At 45.0% G+C, this 22,062-nt stretch carries 22 protein-coding genes; 10 read left to right on the forward strand and 12 right to left on the reverse strand.

Features of this window, described 5'->3' with window-relative positions; all coding sequences use genetic code 11:
• Positions 1-123: 123 nt before the first annotated feature.
• Positions 124-690, reverse strand: coding sequence for a dihydrofolate reductase family protein (locus OCV12_RS18440; protein WP_261886836.1), 567 nt, complete (start codon positions 688-690; stop codon positions 124-126).
• A gap of 60 nt (positions 691-750) precedes the next feature.
• Between OCV12_RS18440 and OCV12_RS18445 the strand changes: the two genes are divergently transcribed.
• Positions 751-1,320, forward strand: a complete 570-nt coding sequence (locus OCV12_RS18445) for a TetR/AcrR family transcriptional regulator (protein WP_261886837.1) — start codon at positions 751-753, stop codon at positions 1,318-1,320.
• Between the two features lie 205 nt (positions 1,321-1,525).
• On the forward strand, positions 1,526-3,058 hold the full coding sequence (locus OCV12_RS18450) for a phospholipase D family protein (RefSeq protein ID WP_261886838.1): 1,533 nt from the start codon (positions 1,526-1,528) through the stop codon (positions 3,056-3,058).
• A 121-nt stretch (positions 3,059-3,179) separates the two neighbouring features.
• On the opposite strand, the gene nfsA is transcribed toward OCV12_RS18450, so the two are convergent.
• Positions 3,180-3,902: an oxygen-insensitive NADPH nitroreductase gene (gene nfsA / locus OCV12_RS18455; RefSeq protein ID WP_261886839.1), complete on the reverse strand. Its 723-nt coding sequence runs from the start codon at positions 3,900-3,902 to the stop codon at positions 3,180-3,182.
• Positions 3,903-4,147: 245 nt separating this feature from the next.
• On the opposite strand from nfsA, the gene OCV12_RS18460 reads away from it, so the two are divergent.
• Entirely contained in the window at positions 4,148-5,131 is a 984-nt protein-coding gene (locus tag OCV12_RS18460) for an HAD family hydrolase (protein ID WP_261886840.1), read from the forward strand.
• Between the two features lie 119 nt (positions 5,132-5,250).
• Here the strand turns inward: OCV12_RS18460 and OCV12_RS18465 are convergent, their stop codons facing one another.
• The gene (locus OCV12_RS18465; RefSeq protein ID WP_261886841.1) at positions 5,251-5,850 is read right to left on the reverse strand and encodes a TetR/AcrR family transcriptional regulator; all 600 of its coding nucleotides are present in this window, start codon (positions 5,848-5,850) and stop codon (positions 5,251-5,253) included.
• An 84-nt stretch (positions 5,851-5,934) separates the two neighbouring features.
• Between OCV12_RS18465 and OCV12_RS18470 the strand changes: the two genes are divergently transcribed.
• The 6 genes from OCV12_RS18470 to OCV12_RS18495 all read left to right on the forward strand — a co-directional run bounded on the left by OCV12_RS18470 (position 5,935) and on the right by OCV12_RS18495 (position 11,184).
• A complete protein-coding gene (locus OCV12_RS18470) occupies positions 5,935-7,293 on the forward strand; it encodes an MATE family efflux transporter (RefSeq protein ID WP_261886842.1) in 1,359 nt (452 codons plus the stop codon).
• A gap of 146 nt (positions 7,294-7,439) precedes the next feature.
• Positions 7,440-8,135 (forward strand): aspartate/glutamate racemase family protein, encoded by a 696-nt coding sequence (locus OCV12_RS18475; RefSeq protein WP_261886843.1) that lies wholly within the window; start codon positions 7,440-7,442, stop codon positions 8,133-8,135.
• 222 nt (positions 8,136-8,357) lie between these two features.
• A complete protein-coding gene (locus OCV12_RS18480) occupies positions 8,358-8,480 on the forward strand; it encodes a hypothetical protein (RefSeq protein ID WP_258182976.1) in 123 nt (40 codons plus the stop codon).
• 222 nt (positions 8,481-8,702) lie between these two features.
• Positions 8,703-9,575, forward strand: a complete 873-nt coding sequence (locus tag OCV12_RS18485; RefSeq protein ID WP_261886844.1) for a radical SAM protein — start codon at positions 8,703-8,705, stop codon at positions 9,573-9,575.
• A 282-nt stretch (positions 9,576-9,857) separates the two neighbouring features.
• Positions 9,858-10,094: a YdcH family protein gene (locus tag OCV12_RS18490; protein ID WP_017631507.1), complete on the forward strand. Its 237-nt coding sequence runs from the start codon at positions 9,858-9,860 to the stop codon at positions 10,092-10,094.
• Between the two features lie 193 nt (positions 10,095-10,287).
• The gene (locus OCV12_RS18495) at positions 10,288-11,184 is read left to right on the forward strand and encodes a LysR family transcriptional regulator (protein ID WP_261886845.1); all 897 of its coding nucleotides are present in this window, start codon (positions 10,288-10,290) and stop codon (positions 11,182-11,184) included.
• 102 nt (positions 11,185-11,286) lie between these two features.
• Here the strand turns inward: OCV12_RS18495 and OCV12_RS18500 are convergent, their stop codons facing one another.
• The 6 genes from OCV12_RS18500 to OCV12_RS18525 form a co-directional block, all read right to left on the reverse strand.
• Complete coding sequence (locus tag OCV12_RS18500; protein WP_261886846.1) at positions 11,287-12,096, reverse strand: SDR family NAD(P)-dependent oxidoreductase; 810 nt, start codon at positions 12,094-12,096, stop codon at positions 11,287-11,289.
• 255 nt (positions 12,097-12,351) lie between these two features.
• Positions 12,352-13,911 (reverse strand): glycerol-3-phosphate dehydrogenase, encoded by a 1,560-nt coding sequence (glpD, locus tag OCV12_RS18505; protein WP_261886847.1) that lies wholly within the window; start codon positions 13,909-13,911, stop codon positions 12,352-12,354.
• 342 nt (positions 13,912-14,253) lie between these two features.
• Entirely contained in the window at positions 14,254-15,045 is a 792-nt protein-coding gene (locus OCV12_RS18510; RefSeq protein WP_123285490.1) for a DeoR/GlpR family transcriptional regulator, read from the reverse strand.
• A 303-nt stretch (positions 15,046-15,348) separates the two neighbouring features.
• Positions 15,349-16,869: a glycerol kinase GlpK gene (gene glpK, locus OCV12_RS18515; protein WP_123285491.1), complete on the reverse strand. Its 1,521-nt coding sequence runs from the start codon at positions 16,867-16,869 to the stop codon at positions 15,349-15,351.
• A gap of 59 nt (positions 16,870-16,928) precedes the next feature.
• Complete coding sequence (locus tag OCV12_RS18520; protein WP_026084170.1) at positions 16,929-17,783, reverse strand: MIP/aquaporin family protein; 855 nt, start codon at positions 17,781-17,783, stop codon at positions 16,929-16,931.
• Positions 17,784-18,222: 439 nt separating this feature from the next.
• The gene (locus tag OCV12_RS18525) at positions 18,223-18,654 is read right to left on the reverse strand and encodes a PACE efflux transporter (RefSeq protein WP_261886848.1); all 432 of its coding nucleotides are present in this window, start codon (positions 18,652-18,654) and stop codon (positions 18,223-18,225) included.
• Between the two features lie 128 nt (positions 18,655-18,782).
• On the opposite strand from OCV12_RS18525, the gene OCV12_RS18530 reads away from it, so the two are divergent.
• Positions 18,783-19,664: a LysR family transcriptional regulator gene (locus tag OCV12_RS18530; RefSeq protein ID WP_239847473.1), complete on the forward strand. Its 882-nt coding sequence runs from the start codon at positions 18,783-18,785 to the stop codon at positions 19,662-19,664.
• A 72-nt stretch (positions 19,665-19,736) separates the two neighbouring features.
• Here the strand turns inward: OCV12_RS18530 and arsB are convergent, their stop codons facing one another.
• The 3 genes from arsB to OCV12_RS18545 form a co-directional block, all read right to left on the reverse strand.
• Positions 19,737-20,792 (reverse strand): ACR3 family arsenite efflux transporter, encoded by a 1,056-nt coding sequence (gene arsB, locus OCV12_RS18535; protein WP_048662471.1) that lies wholly within the window; start codon positions 20,790-20,792, stop codon positions 19,737-19,739.
• A 109-nt stretch (positions 20,793-20,901) separates the two neighbouring features.
• Complete coding sequence (locus tag OCV12_RS18540) at positions 20,902-21,243, reverse strand: ArsR/SmtB family transcription factor (protein WP_008215942.1); 342 nt, start codon at positions 21,241-21,243, stop codon at positions 20,902-20,904.
• 179 nt (positions 21,244-21,422) lie between these two features.
• A complete protein-coding gene (locus tag OCV12_RS18545; RefSeq protein ID WP_261886849.1) occupies positions 21,423-21,938 on the reverse strand; it encodes an HPP family protein in 516 nt (171 codons plus the stop codon).
• Positions 21,939-22,062: the final 124 nt, after the last annotated feature.

The raw sequence follows: 22,062 nt of genomic DNA on the forward strand, positions 1-22,062 counted from the left end.
TAAGAATGAGATACGATAAATGGTACTACTTTAGGGGAGGTTTTGGTAGGGACTATAAAGGTTATGCAGCGTGAACACTGTTTTCAGTGTTGATCGTTACATTCCCTTTATATGAACAATAGTCTAACGCTTACGCAAGTAGTGAGTTTGTACAATCTCATCAAGGTAAGTCGTGACGCCTTTCAGTGTAAAGTCGAGACGAGAGACTAAGTCACCAAACAAAGGCGATCCGCCACCAAGAACGACAGGAATCGTCGAGATGATCAGCTCGTCAATCAGGTCTTCTTTCATGAAATTTTGAATGGTGACGCCGCCATCAATGTAAAGGTTGTTCATGCCTTTGCTGTTCAGGTCCTCGATGATCTGAGTTAACTCGCCCTTCATCAGGAACACTTTACCTTCCAGTTCCTTAGGCACTTCCGTCAAGGTGTTACTCAGGACATATACCGGTTTGCTGTAAGGCCAATCAATACCAAAACTCAATACCATATCCATCGTGTTACGGCCCATGACCAAAGCATCAATGCAATCAGTATGGGCGTTGTAACCCATGTCATCGCTCTCTGGATTTGGGATCGCGTGTAACCAATCTAGGCCACCTTGTTTGTCTGCAATATAACCATCAAGACTCGCGCCGATAAAGACAATATTTGACATTTTTAACTCCGAAATTGAACAGGAACTTGGCATTCACACCGTAATAAATTAAAATATTCTACAGTGTAGAAATTAAGTTTAAGAGGTGAGGTTATGACTGTCAAGGATCAAAAGCGAGGTCGACCAAAGAGTGGATCAAGCCAACTCAGCGCTGACAAGATCTTAGATACGGCAAAGGGCATGATGCGCGAAGGTGGCAAGGTTCCGAGTATTCGAGGGTTAGCGACAGAGCTCGGCGTGGATGCGATGGCGATATATCATTACTTCAAGAATAAAAATGATCTATTGGAATCGATCACTGTGTCGTTGGTCGGAGAAGTTGCGCAGCCTCAACAAAACCAAGTGTGGCAAGAGAACCTTTATCAGCTCAGCGTGAGTTATCTGTCGGTATTGAATGACTATCGTGGGTTGCTCGAAACCCTCTTAACGATGAAATCTCTTGGGCCTGTTGAGGTGTTTAGCGAGCGCTTTGAAGCGGTAATGACCCCGTTGAATCTCACATCAGAGCAAACCGAAGACGCCCTTCATTTACTGGTAGACTACCTGCATGGCTATGCGCTAGCACTCAACTGCAACCCTGATAGAACGGAAATTACGGTTGAGATGGTGAGAAAGCCGTTAGGCCTTTACTGCTTAGGTATCGAACAGCTGAGAGCGCAGTAATTTCAGAACAAAGATAAAGGTTTCAGGGCGCGGTTTAGTGATGTGCTGCTCACGATGGAGTACGGATCTTTCATTTATAGTGGATAATTACCTATAAATTTCAGGCTTTAGCAGTAATAATCAATGAATAGACCTGAACAGCTTGTGAGTCGAAAGCTGTTAGGACAGTTTCTAAAGACGTCATCGTGAAAAGGAAGTCAGACACATGCCTGTGCTCCAACGCATCAGTTTAACCTTAGTTTTGGCCGCTATTTTGGGCGGCTGTTCTTCATTACCAGAAGGCATCGACCACCCAGCAGAACCGTACACCTCTTATGGACCAAGCACTTTGTCGGTTTTAGCGGATGAATATCAACCACAAGCATCAGAACAGGCAACTACCGCCGTTCGTTTACAAGAATCCGGCTGGGATGCACTAGCACAGCGTTTGGCGTTGGTTGAAAGTGCAGAACACACCATCGATATTCAATACTATATTTGGAACTCTGACGAATCGGGCAGATACCTAGCCAGCCGTTTGTTAGCCGCAGCTGATCGTGGTGTTAAGGTGCGAGTCATGCTCGACGATATCAACCTTAACGAGCGTGAAGGCCTATTATCGGCACTGGATGCACACCAGAACGTCGAGATTCGAATCTTCAACCCAACACCAACACGCCGTGGTTTCAGTAAGTGGTTGAGCTTCCTTGGCGATTTTTCTCGCCTAAACCGCCGTATGCACAACAAGTCGTTTACCGTAGATGGCACCTTGTCAGTGGTGGGAGGACGTAATATTGGTGATGAATATTTCGACCTTTCTGACGAGATCAACTTCCGAGATCGTGATGTATTGGTGATGGGCTCAGTTGTTACCACGATCCAAACCAGCTTTATTGAGTATTGGGACAGCCGTTGGTCTTACCCAGTCGATATGTTGGGTGACGACGAACAACCGGACCTTTCAAAGATTGACGATATCACCGTTCCCCAATACAAAAACTACCCAGAGTTACCATTAAATCGCGAAGCGGCCGATAGCTTGCTGAAAGAGGCGCTTGATGAGATGACTTGGGTGAATGCTCGTTTCGCTTACGATCGCCCTGTGCCTGTCGACTCAGATAATACTGATGAACCTAAAGCAACGGCGGTTCTGTTAGGACAACTCGCAAGCGAATCGAAACAAGAGATCTTGCTTGAGTCGGCTTACTTGGTATTCGATGACGGCCAGTTAGAAGAGTGGCAAACGTTGAATAATGAAGGCGTCGAGATAAAGGCACTGACCAACTCAATGGCCTCGAATGATTTGGTGACCAATCACTCTGCTTACGCGGGTCGACGCTACGACATGTTAGAGCATGGCATCGACTTGTTTGAGTTAAAACCAGATTCCAAGCTGTGTGAAGCGTCTACCCAAGATGTGTCTAAATGTGCACCAGAGACAGCTTATGGCTTGCACGCTAAATCAGTCGTATTTGACCGCAGTATTGCGAGTATTGGTTCATTTAACTTTAATTTGCGCTCAACTTACTTAAATACGGAATCGGTGTTAATTATCGAAAACAAAGCGATTGCTGAAACACTAGCTGAAACCATCGAACAGGCGATGAGCGAAGACAACAGTTGGCGCCTAGAACTTGAAGATGGTGACGTGTATTGGTACTCAGGCGACCAAAGCTGGGACAGCGAACCAGAAACAGGTAAGTGGGAACGTATGCAGTCAGGCTTCTTACAGCTCCTCCCGATTGAGAAGTATCTCTAATATAATCAGCACCCTAGAAAAGAAAAATGTCAGCGCATAATACGCTGACATTTTTGTTTGTGATGGCGAAAACGGAGCTCGTTCATCGGAATCTTTTTCTGTCTTTAGATCCGCTCTCGATCTATCGCTTGGTCAGCTGTTTGCTGTTCAGGTAAGGCAGAATGTGAGGGCGAGACTCACCAGACAGCTTTTGCGTGATCTGCTGTGACCAGCTGCTTTGCTTTTGATTGCTTGAGCGGTTTGCGTAGTAGCTCTGCATTGAATCATCGTAGCGAGCAATTTCGTCTAGGCTCAGCGGTTGGTATTGGTTTTCGTGCATCACTACGTGAGCAGGAAGGCGAGGTTTTATCTCAGGCTGCTGCGCAGGGTGACCTAAACACATCCCAAATAGCACTGCGGTGTGTTGTGGCAATTCTAACAGTTCATCGACTTGTTGCGCGCTATTACGCAAGCCACCAATGTACACGCCACCTAAGCCAAGAGACTCCGCTGCCAGCATACAGTTTTGCGCCATGATGCCAGAATCGACAGCGCCAATCAGGGTTAGCTCGGTAAAGTCAGTTTTTACCTCAGGGTTAATCTGAGCGTGGCGTTGATAGTCGATACAGAACACCAAAAACTCGGCAGCACTCTTCACATAAGCTTGATTGCCTGCGTATTCTGCTAACAGTTTACGCTTCTCTTTGTCGGTCACTCTGATGATAGAAACAGCCTGCAATAAGCTCGATGACGATGCGGCAAGGCCTGCCTGAACAATTAAGTCGAGGTGCTGTTGTTCTATTGGTTGGTCCGTATATTGGCGAATGGAGCGGTGCCCCAAAATGGTCTCAATCGTACTATTCATAGCTCTCAGACTGTCCTTGTTTTTATGATGTATTACAAATCACCATAACGACATTTGAGGTTGGGGTAAACCTCTAACTTAACCACAATTTTGTTTTTGAACTAACCCTTGATGTTGGCTTTTTCGTCGTTATACCAAGAGCAACATAAACAGTGGTTATAGTGTTCATAAGTGGAAAATCAGAGTAGACCAACTAGGATGAATTACATTAAACCCGGTAATTAATTCAACAACATGGTAGTGCTATGAAGAAAATAACCCTTTTGTCCGTTGCGATTTTATCTAGCCTCTCTTTCTCATCTTTTGCTAAAGATTGTGATCCCAATTTGCTGCCTTCTTGGAAAGACAGTGAGAGTAAATCTGCTATCGTCGACTTTGTTGGTCAAGCCACCAAAGCAGAGTCTGATACGTTCGTGGCAGTCCAAGATCGTATTGCTGTATTTGATAACGACGGTACGCTTTGGTCAGAAAAGCCTTACTACTTCCAACTTGCCTTTGCGCTAGATCGTGTAAAAGAGATGGCGCCTGAACACCCTGAGTGGAAAACGGAAGAACCGTTTAAGTTTGTACTCGAAGATGATATTGAGAGTGTTCTGGGCAGTGGCGAAGAAGGTTTATTGAAAATCATCATGGCGACACACTCTGGTATGACAGTCGAAGATTACCAGCAAGATGTTAAGCAATGGTTGGCGGTAGCAAAAGACGAGCGCTTCAATAAAGCGTATACAGACCTAACTTACCAGCCAATGAAAGAGATGCTGACCTACCTGCAAGAGCACGACTTCAAAACTTACATCGTGTCGGGAGGTGGCGTTGATTTCATGCGAGCGTGGGCTCCGCAAGCTTATAACATCCCGCCAGAGCAAATCATCGGCAGCGCACTTAAATACAACTACAGCTATAACGGTGGTAGTCCGACCGTGACCAAAGATTCGTCCATTTTGACGATTGATGACAAAGCCGGAAAAGTCACTAACATTCAGCATATTATCGGTAAGAAGCCGATTCTAGCGGTGGGTAATTCAGACGGTGACCAAGCGATGATGCAGTGGGCAACCAGTCAACCAAACTCAATGGCAATGATTGTTCATCACACCGATGCCGAGCGTGAGTGGAAGTACGATCGTGAGTCTCATGTTGGCAAGCTTGATAAGGCGCTAGATGAAGCGAACTCTAGAGGTGATTGGACGCTGATCGACATGAAATCCGATTGGTGTGAAGTGTATTAACGCCTAATTTATTCTTGATTCATAAAAGCTCGGATCTTTGATTCGAGCTTTTTTGTCTCACTATTATGTCTTCAGTTGCTGCTTGTGTTGGGAGGAGAAGCTAAATCAACGCCATGACACTAACGAGACAGTTTAGATAACTGATACATGAACGTGTTTGTAGCACTCTCAACGGTCTGCTGCTTTAAGAGCACCGCTGTTCCTAAGCCATTAATCAAACCAAGTAAACTTACGGCTTCCAACGCGACATTCAGCTCACGACAAAACTCTCCATCCGCCACTCCCTGATTAAGAAGCGACTCTAGCTGTGCCTGAAGTCGGTCTGTTCCGGTCAACAAGGTCTTATCCTCAAATCCAGATTGCGTTATCGATAACATCGCGTAGGACATCCAAAGGTGGTGAAAGCGCCGGCTCTGTTCATCGGTTGGAAGTGCTTGTTTAAAAATGGCCTTTATGGTGTCAGAAGCACTGGCTTGTTCGCCAATTTTAGACAAACTTTCCGCGACGGCTTGGTGACTCTGTTGTTCCAAAGTATGTAGCCCTGCTAATACAAGCGTATCTTTGGTACCGAAATAGTATTGAACCTGACGCAAAGATACATTGGCATGGGAGGCAACCCCTCTCAGCGACACATTCTCTAACCCTGATGTTGTCGATAAGTCTAAGAATGCCTCGATTATCTGAGCTTTCTTCTCATCATGATTAACGATCTTCGGCATATCTTCTCCGTAAATTAGCATTTGAATTTTTATTTGATACAAGTGTATCATAAAAGTATAAGGTGAAGAGCGAAGATTTTAACTATGAAGAATTTCCTTGATGAAGCCAAAACATTGATGCAAATCGCTTGGCCCATTTTAGTGGCTCAGATCGCTCAAACTTTGATGGGGTTTGTTGATACCGTGATGGCAGGGCAAGTGAGCGCAGTTGATGTCGCAGCCGTTGCTCTTGGGAATAGTGTTTGGTTGCCAACGATTATTGTGGTGGGGGGAACCATTATGGCTGTTCCTGCGATGGTTGCTCGTAAGCACGGAGCTAAGCAGGAAAACGCTATTCGCCCAATGATCCACCAAACCATATACATGGCGGCTTTGTGTTCCATTGTGGTGATGGCGATCATGAGTAATGCGAGCCTAGGTTTAAAAGTGATGCAAGTCGAACCGGGTTTAGTACAGACAACATCTAGCTACCTGAACGCGCTTATGTGGGGCGCTCCTGCGTTCTTGCTATTTCAAAGTCTGCGCTGTTTCACTGAAGGTATGTCGGTAACCAAACCTTCCATGGTGATTGGGTTTATTGGGTTCTTCGTTAATATTCCCGCGAACTATGTCTTCATTTACGGGCACTTAGGAATGCCTGCTTTAGGTGGTGTGGGAAGTGGTGTCGCTACTGCGATTGTTTATTGGTCGATGGCGATATCGCTGGTGGTTTATATCGTCTTTGTTAAACGCTTTGAACGATTCAAGTTATTTAGCCACTTTGGCCGTTTTGATGTAGCAATACAGCGACAACTCTTAGCGACAGGAATGCCAATAGCATTGGCTGTTTTTCTGGAAGTTGCCGTGTTTGCGTTCATTGCAATGATGTTAGCTCCACTTGGCTCTGTTGTGGTCGCAAGTAATCAAATAGCGGTTAATTTCACAATGATTAGCCTGATGATCCCGCTTTCAATCGGCGCTGCTGTGACGATTCGGGTGGGGTATTATTTGGGGCTTAATGAGTCAGAAAGGGCGAGAAGAATAGTGTCGGTAGGCGTTATGACTGCTACCTTGATTTCGGGTGTTGTGATGCTTCTAATCTTATTGTTTAAGGGTTCTATTGCTAGTTTATATACAACAGATAAAGATGTCATTGGTCTAGCCACAACCTTGTTGTTATGGGGAGCGTTGTTCCAGGTACCTAATGCCATTCAAACGATTTATGTCGCTGCATTAAGGGGATATAAAGATACCATCCCAATTTTGTTTGTGGCTTTTGTGTCCTATTGGTTGGTGGGAATATCATTAGGTTATGTTTTAGCAAAGACAGATTTAATCGTGTCGAGAATGGGAGCGGGTGGCTTTTGGCTCGGGTTTATTGTGGGTTTGGTATTTGCGGGTTTTGCGCTCAGGAATCGAATAACCAGAACTTCAAAAGGCAACGTGGAGTTACCAGCAATCTAACCTTTAGGGGGCTTCATTGTGTGTTAAAGCTTTGATGCCATAATCAGCCAAGCGAGCTTAGTGCCTCACTTTCAGCAAGAACGTACTATAAATTTTCAACGCATAACGCTTTAATCGGGATAGTCAGAAATTAAAGGAATAAAAAAATGAAAACGATCGGTTTGCTTGGTGGTATGAGTTGGGAGTCGACAGTGAGCTACTACAAATCCATTAATGAGGGCGTGAAAGCCACACTCGGCGGGCTCAATTCTGCAAAGGTTTGTATGTATAGTGTGAACTTCGATGAGATAGAAAAGCTGCAACACCAAGGGCGTTGGGCTGAAACAGCAGATATATTATCGGACGCGGCTTTATCGGTAGAGAAGGGCGGTGCCGACTTCATCTTAATTTGTACCAATACCATGCATAAAGTAGTGCCTGAAATCGAACAGAAGATCACGATTCCTATCTTACATATCGCCGATACCACTGCGCAGAAGCTGCTTGAACAGGGTGTAAAGAAAGTGGGATTACTCGGTACCGCTTTTACGATGGAACAAGATTTCTACAAAGGGCGCTTGACCGATAAGTTCGGTATCGATGTTGTGATTCCGGATGACAGTGACCGAAAACAAGTGCACAACATCATTTATCAAGAGCTATGTCGAGGCGAAGTAAAAGAAGAGTCTCGAGCTGTCTATCGTCAAGTCATCGAGAAGCTAAGCCAACAAGGTGCTGAAGCCGTTATTCTTGGGTGTACTGAAATCGCTCTCCTGATTCAGCAGCAACACACCGATGTTCCTCTGTTTGATACCACTGCTATCCACGCTGAGGCGGCGGTACGCTTGGCGATGAGTGACTAGCATCTAGCTCTTAATCTTAGTTTCATAATTGTCCTCTTTTCGCTCTTGTGCAATTTTTATTCATAGGAGTGAAAGTTTTTTGTACAAAAGCAGGTCGTTAATTAATGAAGCGATGCTTTGTTCATTAACCAAGGCTTTATCGGCAGGTAAGGCTTTAGTTAATGGCTGAGGTATCCGCGCTTTTAAGCACTATGCTTAGTCATGACCAAAAGAGGATTTATTATGAAATGGCTTATCTTATCTGTAACGCTATTATTCGTGGCAGGATGCCAATCTACAGGATCTCAAGAAGCGCAAGTCGGTGACGACATGAACCGAGTTCATACTCAGGGGTGCAGCAGCTAATCCCTTTAGTGAAAATATCTTTTCAGCAGCTCCGATAGCACCCCCTATAAAAGCTCCAATAAAGAGTTACCCCTAAAAAGTCTTGTGTTCTCACAAGGCTTTTATTTTATACAAAACCTAAAAACTGATTCGACTATATTGCGGATTATCAATGAATATTGGTGTTGATAAACTCTGTTGTATTCAAGCACGCTCTCGTGCTTATAGACCGGAGAAACCAATATGAATTACGAGGGAAAAGTATATCGTCCATGGACAGAGGCGAAGAGCATTCTTATTCAAACCACATTAGGTTGCAGCATTAACACGTGTACGTTCTGTAACATGTTCAGCGATAAGCGATTCAAGGTTCGTGACATTGAAGATGTGTTTAAAGATATCGAAGAAGCGCGCCTGATTTTTCCTTATGTTGAATCGATTTTCCTTATCGATGGCAACGTGATGGCGGCTCGCACGGACTACCTTCTTAAGATTTTGGATAAGCTTCGTCATACCTTTCCTGAAAGCAGAAAAGTATCGCTTTATAGTGGCCTGAATGATTTCCGTCGTAAAAGCCTGAGCGAACTAAAAGAGCTTAAGAGTGCAGGCTTAACCATGGCTTATGCTGGTCTTGAGTCGGGCGATGCGGTTGTACTCGACAGCATTAAAAAGCGCATGACCCCAGAGCAAGCGCTTGAAGGTATGGCTCTAGCAAAAGAAGCCGGCATTGAAACTTTATTGTCGTTCATCTTTGGCCTTGGTGGACGTGATCGTTCCCGTGAACATATTGTCGAGACTACAAGATTGCTGAACATCATGAAGCCTGAACAAATTGCGCCAATGGCGTTAGCGATTCAACCTGGTACTGTGATGGAACAAGAAGTGAAAGACGGCAAGTTCATTATGCCGACTCAACTTCAGATTCTGGAAGAGGAAAAGTACCTGCTTGAGAATCTAAACATCGACACTTTCTACTGGGGTGACCATGGTAACAACATCGTGACTCAGAAAGGCTTCCTGTTGGATTCTAGAGAGCAATTTTTAGCGAAGGTGAACCATGCAATAGCATCAAACCCGATGGCTAAAGATAGCGTTATTCAGACGTTTGCTTGGTAGCGTTTACTTAAAAGCGATACCTGCCAACAAAGCGACAAAGATAAAACAACACAAATGGAAGTAGTGTTTGTGAAGCGTGATGATCGCCGTGGACCTACTTTCGTTACTGAGACAATTCAAAATCAACAAAGCCATTTTCTAGGTACATGTTGTAAATTTGTGAATCTGAATTGTCTATATTCTATGCTGTGTACTGGATCTCATTTGTTATTTGAGTCCCTTGCTAAGGTAAATAATGAATATGTGTAATACCAATCACTTTACTCAACTTAAGAGGTTTCTATGCTAGGTGAAAATCATTCTCTTGTTCACGAATTTCCTGAAATGAAAGATAAAATTGCTGAGCTTGTTAAAACTGACGATGGCTTTGCAGCAGATATGAAGACGTACGACAACCTTGATAAAGAGATTCGTAAGCTTGAGCTGAAGGATTCACCCATTGATGACGGCTCGATGCACCAACTGAAACACGATCGTTCTGTACTTAAAGACGCACTGCACGCTCGCTTAACTGCTTAGTCAGTTGGCAATTTGGCTTATCAGCTAAATGGCGAATTGCAGATTTAGATATTAAAAACTCCTTCGGGAGTTTTTTCTTTTGGGCTCAATAACATGTCCACAATTAAACAGAGCTAATACGTTGTATTGTTATGTGAATAACGCATAATGAGGGTTACTGGTACACGATTTTTAAGATTTTATTGGTAATCACATGAATATTGAACACCTCAAATTGTTTGTTCGTTTAGCTTCCACACATAACATCAGCATGGCTGGCCAAGAGCTGGGTTTGTCGCCTGCGGTCGCTAGTTCGCACATCAGTAAACTCGAAGACAATTTGGGCGTTCGCTTAGTACATCGCACCACTCGTAAAGTGTCTTTGACAGAAGAGGGGGAAGCATTCTTACCTCACGCTGAAGAGGTGTTATCGAGTGTTGATGCTGCCAAGTCGGCGGTTGGTGTGGGCTGTGATTCTCCAACGGGAACATTGCGCGTTACCGCTTCTGCGTCTTTTGGGCGTTTGCATTTGGTTCCGGCATTGCCTGGCTTTCTTGAGCGTTATCCTGGGTTAAAAGTCGATTTTAGACTGTCAGACTCTATGGTCGATCTTGTAGAAGGCGGCTTCGATATCGCGATTCGCATCTCTGAACTGAAAGATTCGACACTCATTGCTCGAAAGCTCGCGACAGATAAACGTGTCGTGTGCGCATCGCCAGATTATCTAATCAAATACGGCAAGCCAGCCACGCCTCAAGATCTTAATGACCACCAGTGTATTAGCTTGATTGGTTTAGAAAGCTGGACCTTCCACACTGACAACGGCCCTAAAACGATTAAGGCCTCTGGGTCTTTTCGAGCGGATAACGGCGAAGCTCTGCGTGATGCGGCGTTAGGTGGTATTGGTATTACGGTGACGTCGAATTGGTGTGCGTACGAACAGCTGAAAAGCGGTCAGTTGATTCAAGTATTGGAAGATTACCCACTCACCTCAGAAGCGGCGATTTGGGCGGTGTACCCAAGCACAAGGTTGCTTGCGCCCAAAGTGAGAGCCTTCATAGACTACTTCTCTGAATACTATGGCAACCCGCCGTATTGGGAACAAAAGTAGAATCAGATAGATTTAACGAAAAAGCCCTGCGTGACTAACGTATAACATAGTCACGCAGGGCTTTTTTCTAGGAATCAGACAGTTAATTTAGCATAGCTGTCATTAAGAAAGCGTTGCTGCGATGATCTCATCAATTTTAGCGACCACTTGCTGTGACTTATCACCGTAAATTGCATCTGGGTGCGGGTTAGCAAAGGTGTTGTTGTCGTTATCAAAGTACTGGCCGCCCGCTTGTGCGAACTCGTCAGACAATGATGCGCGAACAAGAATATCAGAACCAATACTTAGGTCGCCGCCAGCAATGCCGTACGCGTCTTTCACCATTTTACTGCCGAGTAACGAAGCTGGGTTTACCGCAACAACCATCGGCCCTTTAGATCCTAGCTCTTTTGCCATTTCACGAGTCCACATGGTGATCGCCAGTTTACTTTGTGCGTAAGCGTCGCCATCAGACATTGGCTTCTTACCTTCTAGCGCTTCGATGCTCACTGCGGCTTGCGCAGCTGAAGAAAGGTTAACTACTCGGCTAGATGAGCCTAGCACTGGCAGCAGGCGCTTAGTTAGGTGATACGGTGACACTGTGTTTACAGCAAAACGAACATCTAGCCCGTCTTTGGTAATTGGGTTCGGAGTGTTGAACACGCCTGCGTTGTTAATCAACACATCAATCTTATCGTGCTCAGCAATCACTTCGTCAGCTAACGCATCCACATCAGCCAAAACAGACAAGTCTGCCACGTAGCTTTGGATTTTTGCTTCGGTAGAGATAGCCACAAGTTGCTGCTCAACGTCTTTGAGTTTGCTTGGGTTACGTCCATGCAATAAAACGTGGTGACCTTGTTGAACGAGTACTTTTGCAGTTTCGAAGCCGATACCGTCGGTAGAGCCTGTGATCAGAATAACTTTTTGCATGGAATAGATTCCTTATTAAAGCGCTGACATCGCGAGCGTTTTTAAATGTGTTGTTTCGTTGAGATAAAGAATAGCAACCTTTTACGAAGTTGATAATCAACGGGATTAATAAAACACTATTTAGATTTTATTGAAAATGGAAGTGCGAATGAAGTCTCAGCTAGAGGGAAGTAATAGACAATAAAAAAGCTTAGCGCGGGGGACGCTAAGCTTCGAGATAATCAGGTTCTTGAGCCGTATTGTTGGCTGGTGGAATTAGCCTACTTGAGAAAAACTCACGACTTTGCTTTGTAGCTTCTCTTTTAAGTAATCGGACACGGCTTGCTGCTCTGACTCGCTCATGTACAGACCAAGCTTGGTTCTGCGCCACAAGATATCTTCATCTGTCATTGCCATCTCTTCATTGATCAAGTAATCGATCTCAGCTTGATAAACGCCATGTGCTTCACTCGAGAATTGGCTGCCAAGGTCAGCTTCGCTATTCGCACCTTCCAGTAGTTTCCATGTGTAAGTACCGAATTGAGTCACGTAACGAAGTAATAGTGCTTCAGATGCCCAAGGGTATTTAGTGTGGATCATCTTCGCAAGCTGCTCTCTGCTACAACTGAAGTTACCACCTGGAAGTGTGTTGTTGGCTGTCCAAGGCGCACCCATGTTGGTTAGGTGTGGTTCTAACTTCTTAAGTGCTGCTTCGCCTAGCTTACGGTAAGTGGTTAATTTGCCACCGAAGATCGAAAGCAGTGGTGCTTGATCTAGCTCTGCGTCCAATTCCAACGTGTAGTCACGAGTGATCGCTTGTGGTGAATCAGATTCATCGTCACAAAGCGGTCTTACGCCACTGTATGTCCAAACCACGTCTTCACGACCAAGTTGCTTAACAAAGTGCTGATTAACGATATCAATCAGGTAATCCACTTCTACATCGTCGATAGCCACTTCGCGCGGGTCACCTTTGTATTCAAGGTCGGTAGTACCGATGATCGAGAACTTGTCTAGGTAAGGGATCATGAACACAATACGATTATCTTTGTTTTGCAGAATGTACGCTTGTGGTTCGTCATGAATGCGCGGCACAACAATGTGTGAACCTTTGATCAAACGAATATTGCGAGGCGAAGCCTGTTCTAAACCATCATCGAAGAACTGTTTCACCCAAGGGCCTGCTGCATTAACAAGCGCTTTTGCTTTGCGCTCGAAACGCTGGTTTGTCATCACATCAAGAATCGTTACATGCCAAACATCACCTTCACGGTGCGCTTTTTCAACTCGGCAGTAGTTACGAACTTCGGCGTTGTTCTCTTTCGCCGCTAACACGTTTAGCAATACCATACGCGCATCATCTACCCAGCAATCTGAGTATTCGAAACCTGTTTTCATCTCTGGCTTAAGTAAACCTGATTTCGCCAAGTTCACTGTTTTACTACCAGGAAGCGTGGTGCGTTTACCCAAGTTATCGTAAAGGAATAGGCCACAGCGGATCATCCAAGCTGGGCGTAAAAATGGTCGATGAGGTAAACGGAAACGCATTGGTTGAGCAACATGAGGTGCTTTTCTTAGCAATACTTCACGCTCGGCCAGTGCTTCCGAAACCAAACGAAACTCGTAGTGTTCAAGGTAACGTAAACCACCGTGGATAAGTTTTGAACTTGCAGACGATGTCGCAGAGGCGAAATCATTTGCTTCGTATAAACCAACGTTTAGACCACGACCTGCTGCATCTGCCGCGATGCCTGCACCATTGATGCCGCCGCCGATCACGATTAAGTCTAGAGTTGAAGATGTACTATTTTTTGAATTATTTTGTTGAGCACTCATGGTTTTGACCTCTTGCTGAGCGAACGAGCATTTTAGAACATAATTGAATCCTATATTAACTTTCGTTTGCGGTCATTTATTATTTTCGTTTATGCGCGTTTTATGTGATTTGCGCATAAAAAAACCTCTGCTTATGAAAGCAGAGGTTCAAATAAAACTTATTCGAGCATAGAAGTGACATGAACAGGGATCAAGTATTGATGGTTCAGTTATTAAAAAAGCCAGTCATCGATAAGTGTTTATCAATAGATCTGGCTTTTGATTGCTCACGAATGCGAGTGCTCTTACTTAACTAAACTAAAACCAATTCATTCAATCTGGCTTGGCTGAGCTTAGCTGGGGCTATTCACTTGGTGTTGAAGGCTGAGCGGTATCGATGACTTCTAACGGAATGTCTGAATCTTTAAGGATGTTGAGAATCTCTTCCGGCGGCTGCTTATTAGTGAACACCATGTGTGCCTGAGAGATATTACCGAGCTTAACCATCGCATTACGGCCAAACTTAGTGTGGTCGACAGCTAAGAAGATACTGCGGCTGTTTTCGATGATGGCTTGTTTCACTCGAACTTCGTGATAGTCAAAATCGAGCAGTGAGCCGTCAAAGTCGATACCACTGATCCCTAAGATACCGAAATCAAGGCGGAACTGTTTAACGAAATCGAGTGTTGCTTCACCCACGATACCGCCGTCGCGGTTTCTCACTTCGCCGCCCGCCAAGATAACCTTGATCTCTGGGTTCGGCAGAAGGATGCTCGCAACGTTAATGTTGTTGGTCACAACTCTGAGCTGTTTATGATTCTTGTTGAGTGCGCGAGCAACCGATTCAGGTGTGGTTCCGATATCAACGAACAAGGTTGCGCCATCTGGGATGTGTTTAACCAGTTCGTCGGCGATCACGTCTTTTTCGTTGAAGTTATGCGCTTTACGCGTGTTATAAGAGGTGTTTTCTGAGCTTAAAGGAATGGTTGCACCACCGTGATAGCGACGGATTTTGTTGCTATCGGCCAGTTCGTTGAGGTCTCGTCTGATGGTTTGTGGGCTGACATCGAACTTTTCAACGAGTTCATCGGTACTCACATATCCTTGTGTTTTAACCAGATCTACAATCTGCTGGTGTCTTGGTATCTGCTTCACTTAACTTACCACTCCCTGCACGCCAAAGGCTCTGGCGCGTCAAAATCGAAAATATAAACTCGCGCTATTGTGCTCGAATTGACGAAGAGAGAGAAGTAATGATGGTAAGGAATCGTGTCTAAACCGCAAAAACGGTGCTCAGAGCGGAAAATTTGAGCCCGAAACGCAAAAAAGAGCACAAAATAGTGCTCTTTTTAGTTTCGTTTACTGAGGTTCGAACAATCCAACCAACTAGAGAGTGATTATTCGAACGCCTCAGGTGTTTGAACAGCTAGTGTTTAACTAATAGCTGAAGACTCAGTATTACTCTTCGTCGTCATCGTGCAGTTCAGACCAAACCTGAGCACACTTGATAGCACGCTTCCAGCCTTTGTAACGGCGGTTACGCTTCTCTTCGTCGTGGTGTGGCATGAAGGTACGGTTTAGAACCGCTTTGCCTTGAAGCTCATCAATGCTGTCCCAGAAACCAACCGCTAGACCAGCAAGGTAAGCCGCACCCAGAGCCGTTACTTCCGTTACTTCAGGACGGTGAACTTCAGTATCCAGCACGTCTGATTGGAATTGCATTAGGAAGTTGTTCGCTACTGCGCCGCCATCAACACGTAGGTTTGCTAGCTTGATGCCAGAGTCCGCTTGCATCGCGTCCAGTACGTCGCGAGTTTGGTAAGCAATGCCTTCCAGTGTTGCACGGATGATGTGGTTAGAGTTAACCCCACGAGTTAAGCCAACAATCGTACCGCGAGCGTAAGCATCCCAGTATGGTGCGCCTAGGCCTGTGAATGCAGGAACCACGTAAACGCCGTTCGAAGAATCTACTTTAGTTGCGAAGTACTCAGAGTCTTCTGCGCCAGCCAGTAGCTTCATCTCATCACGTAGCCATTGGATTGATGCACCGCCCATGAATACTGCACCTTCCAGTGCGTAAGCTGGTTCACCTTTAGGACCACATGCCAGTGTTGTTAGTAGGCCGTTTTTCGATGTTACTTTCTCTTGGCCTGTGTTCATTAGAAGGAAACAACCTGTGCCGTACGTGTTCTTTGCTTGGCCAGCTTCTACACACATTTGACCGTATAGTGCAGCTTGTTGGTCACCCGCAATGCCCGCGATTGGGATACGAGTACCGCCTTTACCACCAAGGTTCGTTTGACCGTAAACCTCAGAAGAACGCTTCACTTCTGGCATCATTGATGAAGGGATACCCATCTCATCAAGTAGCTTTTGATCCCAGCATAGGTCGTTGATGTTAAATAACATAGTACGAGACGCGTTAGTGTAATCCGTAACGTGTACACGTCCTTGAGTCATCTTCCAAACTAACCAAGTATCAACCGTACCAAATAGCAATTTGCCTGCTTCAGCGTCTTCGCGAGCGCCTTCAACGTTGTCTAGAATCCATTTTACTTTTGTACCTGAGAAATACGGGTCAAGGACTAAGCCAGTATTGTCACGTACGTAGTCTTCTAGGCCACGTGCTTTTAGGTCTTCACAGATGTCTGCTGTACGGCGACACTGCCATACGATTGCGTTGTAAACCGGTTTGCCTGTTTCTTTGTTCCAAACAATGGTGGTTTCACGTTGGTTAGTGATACCAATACCCGCTAGCTCGTCGCTGCGAATGCCTGCTTTAGCAAGAGCTTCAACCAATGTAGAGCTTTGAGTTGCCCAGATTTCCATTGGATCATGCTCAACCCAGCCCGCTTTCGGATAGATTTGAGTAAATTCTCGTTGAGAAGAGCTTACGATGTTTGCATCGTGGTCGAGGATTACAGCGCGAGAGCTTGTGGTGCCTTGGTCTAGGGCAACAATGTATTTTTGCTCGGTCATGGTAAGAATCCTTTTTCTTTTGTTATTTATATTTTAGTAAATGTAGGGTCGCTTAGTGATTAAGCTTGAGCTTGTTCAGCTTCTTCTGTTGTTTCACATTGGTTTGGAATAGTGCAGCCTTGGCCTTCTACTGGTAGGTAAGCACCGATAACACGTGGGTACAACCAACCACCAAAACATGCACCTGCAATTGGAGCAAGAATTGGAACGATGAAGTAAGGAATATCACGAGCACCGCTCAATGCGAAATCCCAACCTGCAAAGTAAGCGAAAAGTTTTGGTCCAAAGTCACGAGCAGGGTTCATTGCGAAGCCAGTCAGTGGACCTAAAGAACCACCAATTACCGCGATAAGAATACCGATCAGCAGTGGGTTCATCGCGCCGCGAGATGCGCCATTGTTCTCATCACCTAGCGCTAAAATGGCAAACATCAACACAGCGGTAATCACGAATTCCACAGCAAAAGCGCCGAAGAAAGAGAGTGAAGCATGTGGGTAAGTCGAGAAGATACCAGCGGTTGATAATGCGTCTTGGCTGCTACGAACGAAGTTATGCGCGATTTCGTAGTCAGTGAATAGGTTGCTGTACAGGCTGTAAACCAAAGCAGCAGAGCAGAATGCACCAAGTAGCTGAGAGATGATGTAAGGCACTACTTTCGCCTTATCAAAGCCATGGAACATTGCCAGTGCGATAGTCACTGCCGGGTTAATGTGTGCGCCAGAAACGCCAGCTGTACAGTAAATCGCGATAGCAACACCGAAGCCCCAGATGATGCTGATTTCCCATTGTCCGAATGTTGCACCGGTTAATACCAGTGCTGCCACACAGCCAACGCCAAAGAATATGAGCAATCCTGTGCCGATAAATTCGGCTAAGCATTGCCCAAATAAAGAAGGGTGTTTATTTGTTGTCATGTTCGAGTCCTTTTTAGTTTTGCTTATCTAGCACGTGTATTGTGCATAAATTTGCGAACTCGAAAATAAACGAACATTAAAAGTGAGCGTTTGAGCATAAAATTGTTAATTAAAGTCACTTGAAATGTTAATCCGAACACTTTTGTTCGAAAAAGAAGCTCGCATGAACGTCATTGCTCGAATTGATGTGTTTCGAGGCCGCTAAAATTACCTGTATGTAAACGGATGCACAACTGGTACGAGGAGTTTTGGTTTAGATTTGTGATGCTACTTCGTGAGTGGTCGATAATTAGACTTAATTAAGAAGGGCTAGGCGATGTTCTTGCTATGTAACAAGGGAGTTAACCAGAGAGCTTATATGCATAAATGAATAAACTGCCAACTACGGTGTAGTTTGGCAGTGTTAATTTGGGTGTTTGTTTTTCTAGAACTCGGTTCTCTAAACCAGAGCTGCAACCTTTCCTCTCGCAACCAACTGAGCTCGGATTGAGTCATACACCCAGTTGAACGCAATTGCGTAAAGCACGAAGAAGATAACAATCCCGATATCCATCATTAATACTGTCCAGAAATCGAGTTGAAGTACCCACATCAGTAGCGGGAACGACACCAACATCAAACCCAGTTCGAAACCTAAGCCGTGCAGAATACGTGTTTTCTTGGTTCGCTTGCTACGGTCAGCGCCGTAAATCTTGTCGTAAACGTAGTTGTAGACGTAGTTCCACGTCATCGCAATCAGCGATAAAGACAGCGCCAAGCCTGCCATTTTTACTGCTCCACCACCGACAATGTAAGTTGCCGCCACGGCCATCAAAATCAAAGCTGGTAATTCAAATAGCACCATGTGTAACATGCGTTCTTTATGTGACATCTCTTTACTCTCTTTCTGTTTTTCTAGCCTCTATGGGCTAATGACTTGGCTAGATAATATCTATTTAAGTGATAATATAAAGATAGTTAGCATCAGATATGGTGATAGTAAGTGTTGGGAGAAACCGAATGTACAACATAGAGCAGTTGAAGATGTTTGTGTATGCCGTTGAATTAGGGTCATTTTCTGCCAGTGCTCGTGAGTTGGGCAAGGTGCAGTCGGCGGTGAGCCAAGGAATCAGTAATCTTGAAATAGATTTTAATGTTCAACTTTTTGACCGTTCGACACGCAAACCAACCCTGACGGCGCAAGGTCAGCAGATCTTCAAACAGGTCAAAGCGATTATTCTGCAGGTGGAAGATCTCAACTCGTCAGTCAATGCCATCAATAATCAAGAGGAAGGGCTACTGCGCATCGCTTTAGACGATGCCTTGTTGCTTCCTTCACTACCTAAGGTGTTGGACAAATTCAGCCGAACATTCCCAGCCACCGAAGTAGAGTTAATGGCTGCGGCGAGTACCGATGTGAATCGCTTGGTGTCACAAGACCGCGCAGATATTGGCTTGATGTTTACCGACCTCGCATTCCATGCCGATTCAGAGCCGTGTTTTATTGGTAACCTGCCTTTTGTTGCTGTGTGTCATCCAGATCATGCTTTAGCTGAAGTCTCAGTTGCTAAGTTGCCCGACTTTATCTCTCATCGTCAGCTTATTCTACGGGGCAACAAAGGTAAGGTGATTGACCATTTTCCGGTCGTCGCTGGCAAGGTGTGGTGGGCGAACAGTTTTGTTGCTATCAAAGAGATGATCGTACATAGCTCGGTGGGCTGGGCATACTTGCCGAGTTACTTGGTGGAAGATGAGATTCAACAGGGAAAGCTTAACCAGATTAACGTCTCATTTGACCATAAAACATGGTCGCCTCCTGTCGATTTGGTGATATCAAAGAAAGCGATGAAAGGGCCGGGTTTGCTGTGGTTGGAAGAGCATCTCAAAACGTTACTGGACTAATTCTTTTACAAGCAACAGACAAATAAAAAGGGCTTACCCCGAAAGGTAAGCCCTTAGTTTTTTTATCTTCTGCTAGATGCTAGATTTAACGGTCTGTCCGTTGTAGTACTTGTCTTTCATCTTAAGCGCAACGTTCACTAGGTAAATCAGTACAGGTACTTCAATCAGTGGACCGATAACGCCTGCAAACGCTTGGTCCGAATTGATACCGAATACAGAGATTGCTACGGCAATGGCTAACTCAAAGTTGTTGCCTGTCGCTGTGAAGGCAATTGATGCGTTCTTGTCGTACTCAATGCCCATCTTCTTACCAATGAAGAAGCTGATGAAGAACATCGCTGTGAAGTAGATAGTCAGTGGAACAGCAATCAACAATACGTCCATTGGCAGTTCAACAATCATCTCGCCTTTTAGGCTGAACATCAAAACGATAGTCGCCAGTAGCGCAATCAGTGTGATTGGTGAGATGCGTGGAATGAACACATCGTTGTACCACTGCTCACCTTTCATCGACACTAGGATCTTACGGCTTAGGAAGCCCGCTAGGAATGGGATACCTAGGTAGATAAGAACACTGTGTGCAATATCGATCATTGAGATATCAACCATCATGCCTTCGTAACCAAATACTGGTGGAAGAACGCTAATGAATAGCCACGCCATAAAGCTGTAGCTCACCACTTGGAATGCACTGTTTAGAGCAACCAATGCCGCACCGTACTCTTTGTTACCGCCGCCGATGTCGTTCCAAACCAGAACCATTGCCACACAACGAGCAAGACCAATCAGAATCACACCGACCATGTAACCTGGGTGATCGCCCAAGAACGTCAGCGCCAATACGAACATTAGGATAGGACCAACCAACCAGTTCATGATCAGAGACAGTTTGATGGCTTTCTTATCTTTTACCACAGTGCCCAATAGGCTGTAATTAACCTTAGCCAAAGGTGGGTACATCATTAAGATAAGGCCAATCGCGAGTGGAATGTTGGTTGTACCAACAGACATAGATTCGTTCCACTGTTCGATTTGTGGGAACACGGTGCCAAGCAGCACACCAATACCCATGGCGATGAAGATCCAGAGTGTTAAGTAGCGATCTAGAAAACCTAACTTTGGTTTCATGGTAATCTCTCTTTGTTGATATCGTAAATCGTCGAAAAACGATTGATTGTGGCAAAAAAACACGCTTAAAAGTAAAGGCTATTAAAGCCGATCCTTCAAGCGTGAACTTCTATTTTAAAATGCTGTTAAATACCGATTCGAAGCGTTGAATATTGTCGCGGTCGATGCGGTAACACATCTTCGGCGGGATAGACTCAGCAGTGATAAAACCTGAGCTTTTCAATATTCTTAGGTGTTCTGAAACCGTTGATTGAGCCAAACCCAATTCACTTACCAGATCACTGTTTAAGCAGCCACCCGACTTTTCTAATGCGGACAAGATACTAAGTATGCGAATTCTTGCTGGGTGAGCGAGTGCTTTTGCTAACGCAGCCATCTCTTTTTCTGCTTCAGCGTTACTCGGCGGAAGAGGTAGAGAACAGCTTTCTGTTGCTTGGCATGTTGCAGTCATACTTAGGTGGCTCACTTACTACTAATCGTTAAAAGACGATTAATAGTAAGCCTATTTCTCTTGGCGGTCAACGCGAATTTTAAAAGTCGCAAAACTTAAACATCAAACATGCAATATTCACATCCGCGATTAAGACCAATTTAGTGATCATTGCGCGAGTTAGAAATAAGTGACCAGCTCTACTTTCCTACCCAATACAGTGGCCATCGTTGTTGTGTCGAGGTGTTATTGAGCATAGCGCCCACCAAAACGAGCGCGACACTGCCTACTAGAACAGGCGTAAACAAGAAGGTCCAATCGACCAGCGATGTGCCTGCTAACGCGATAACGATCGGGTTAGAGCCTGCTGGAGGATGAACCGCACGAAAGTACTGCATAAAAAAGATCGCGCTACCTACTGCTACCGACATCACTAAATAAGAATCACCGAAACCATACAGCGCTGCGAGCCCGACTGCCGCTGAAATGAAATGACCCGCAATGATGTTGCGTGGTTGAGCAAGCGGCGAGGTTGGTACTGCAAACAACAGCACACAAGTCGCGCCGAACGGTGCCATCAACCAAGGCACTTGTGAGTGTTCAGCAAGTAAACACAAGATCAATATGCCTACCGTACCACCGATAAAGCCTTTCAGTAGCTGGCTCAATGTTGCCTTTGGAGGTAGCTCTCCTCCACCGATCATTTTTTGTATCATCACGAACTCCTCACCTATGAGTAGAAAATAAAAGTGTACAGATTTGTACTGTTTGATTTAAATGATACAGATCTGTACACTCTTTACAACGTAAAATTTTGCGACCCTAATTGAACGAGTGGAT

This window comes from Vibrio pomeroyi (genome assembly GCF_024347595.1).
GTDB classification, from domain to species: domain Bacteria; phylum Pseudomonadota; class Gammaproteobacteria; order Enterobacterales; family Vibrionaceae; genus Vibrio; species Vibrio pomeroyi.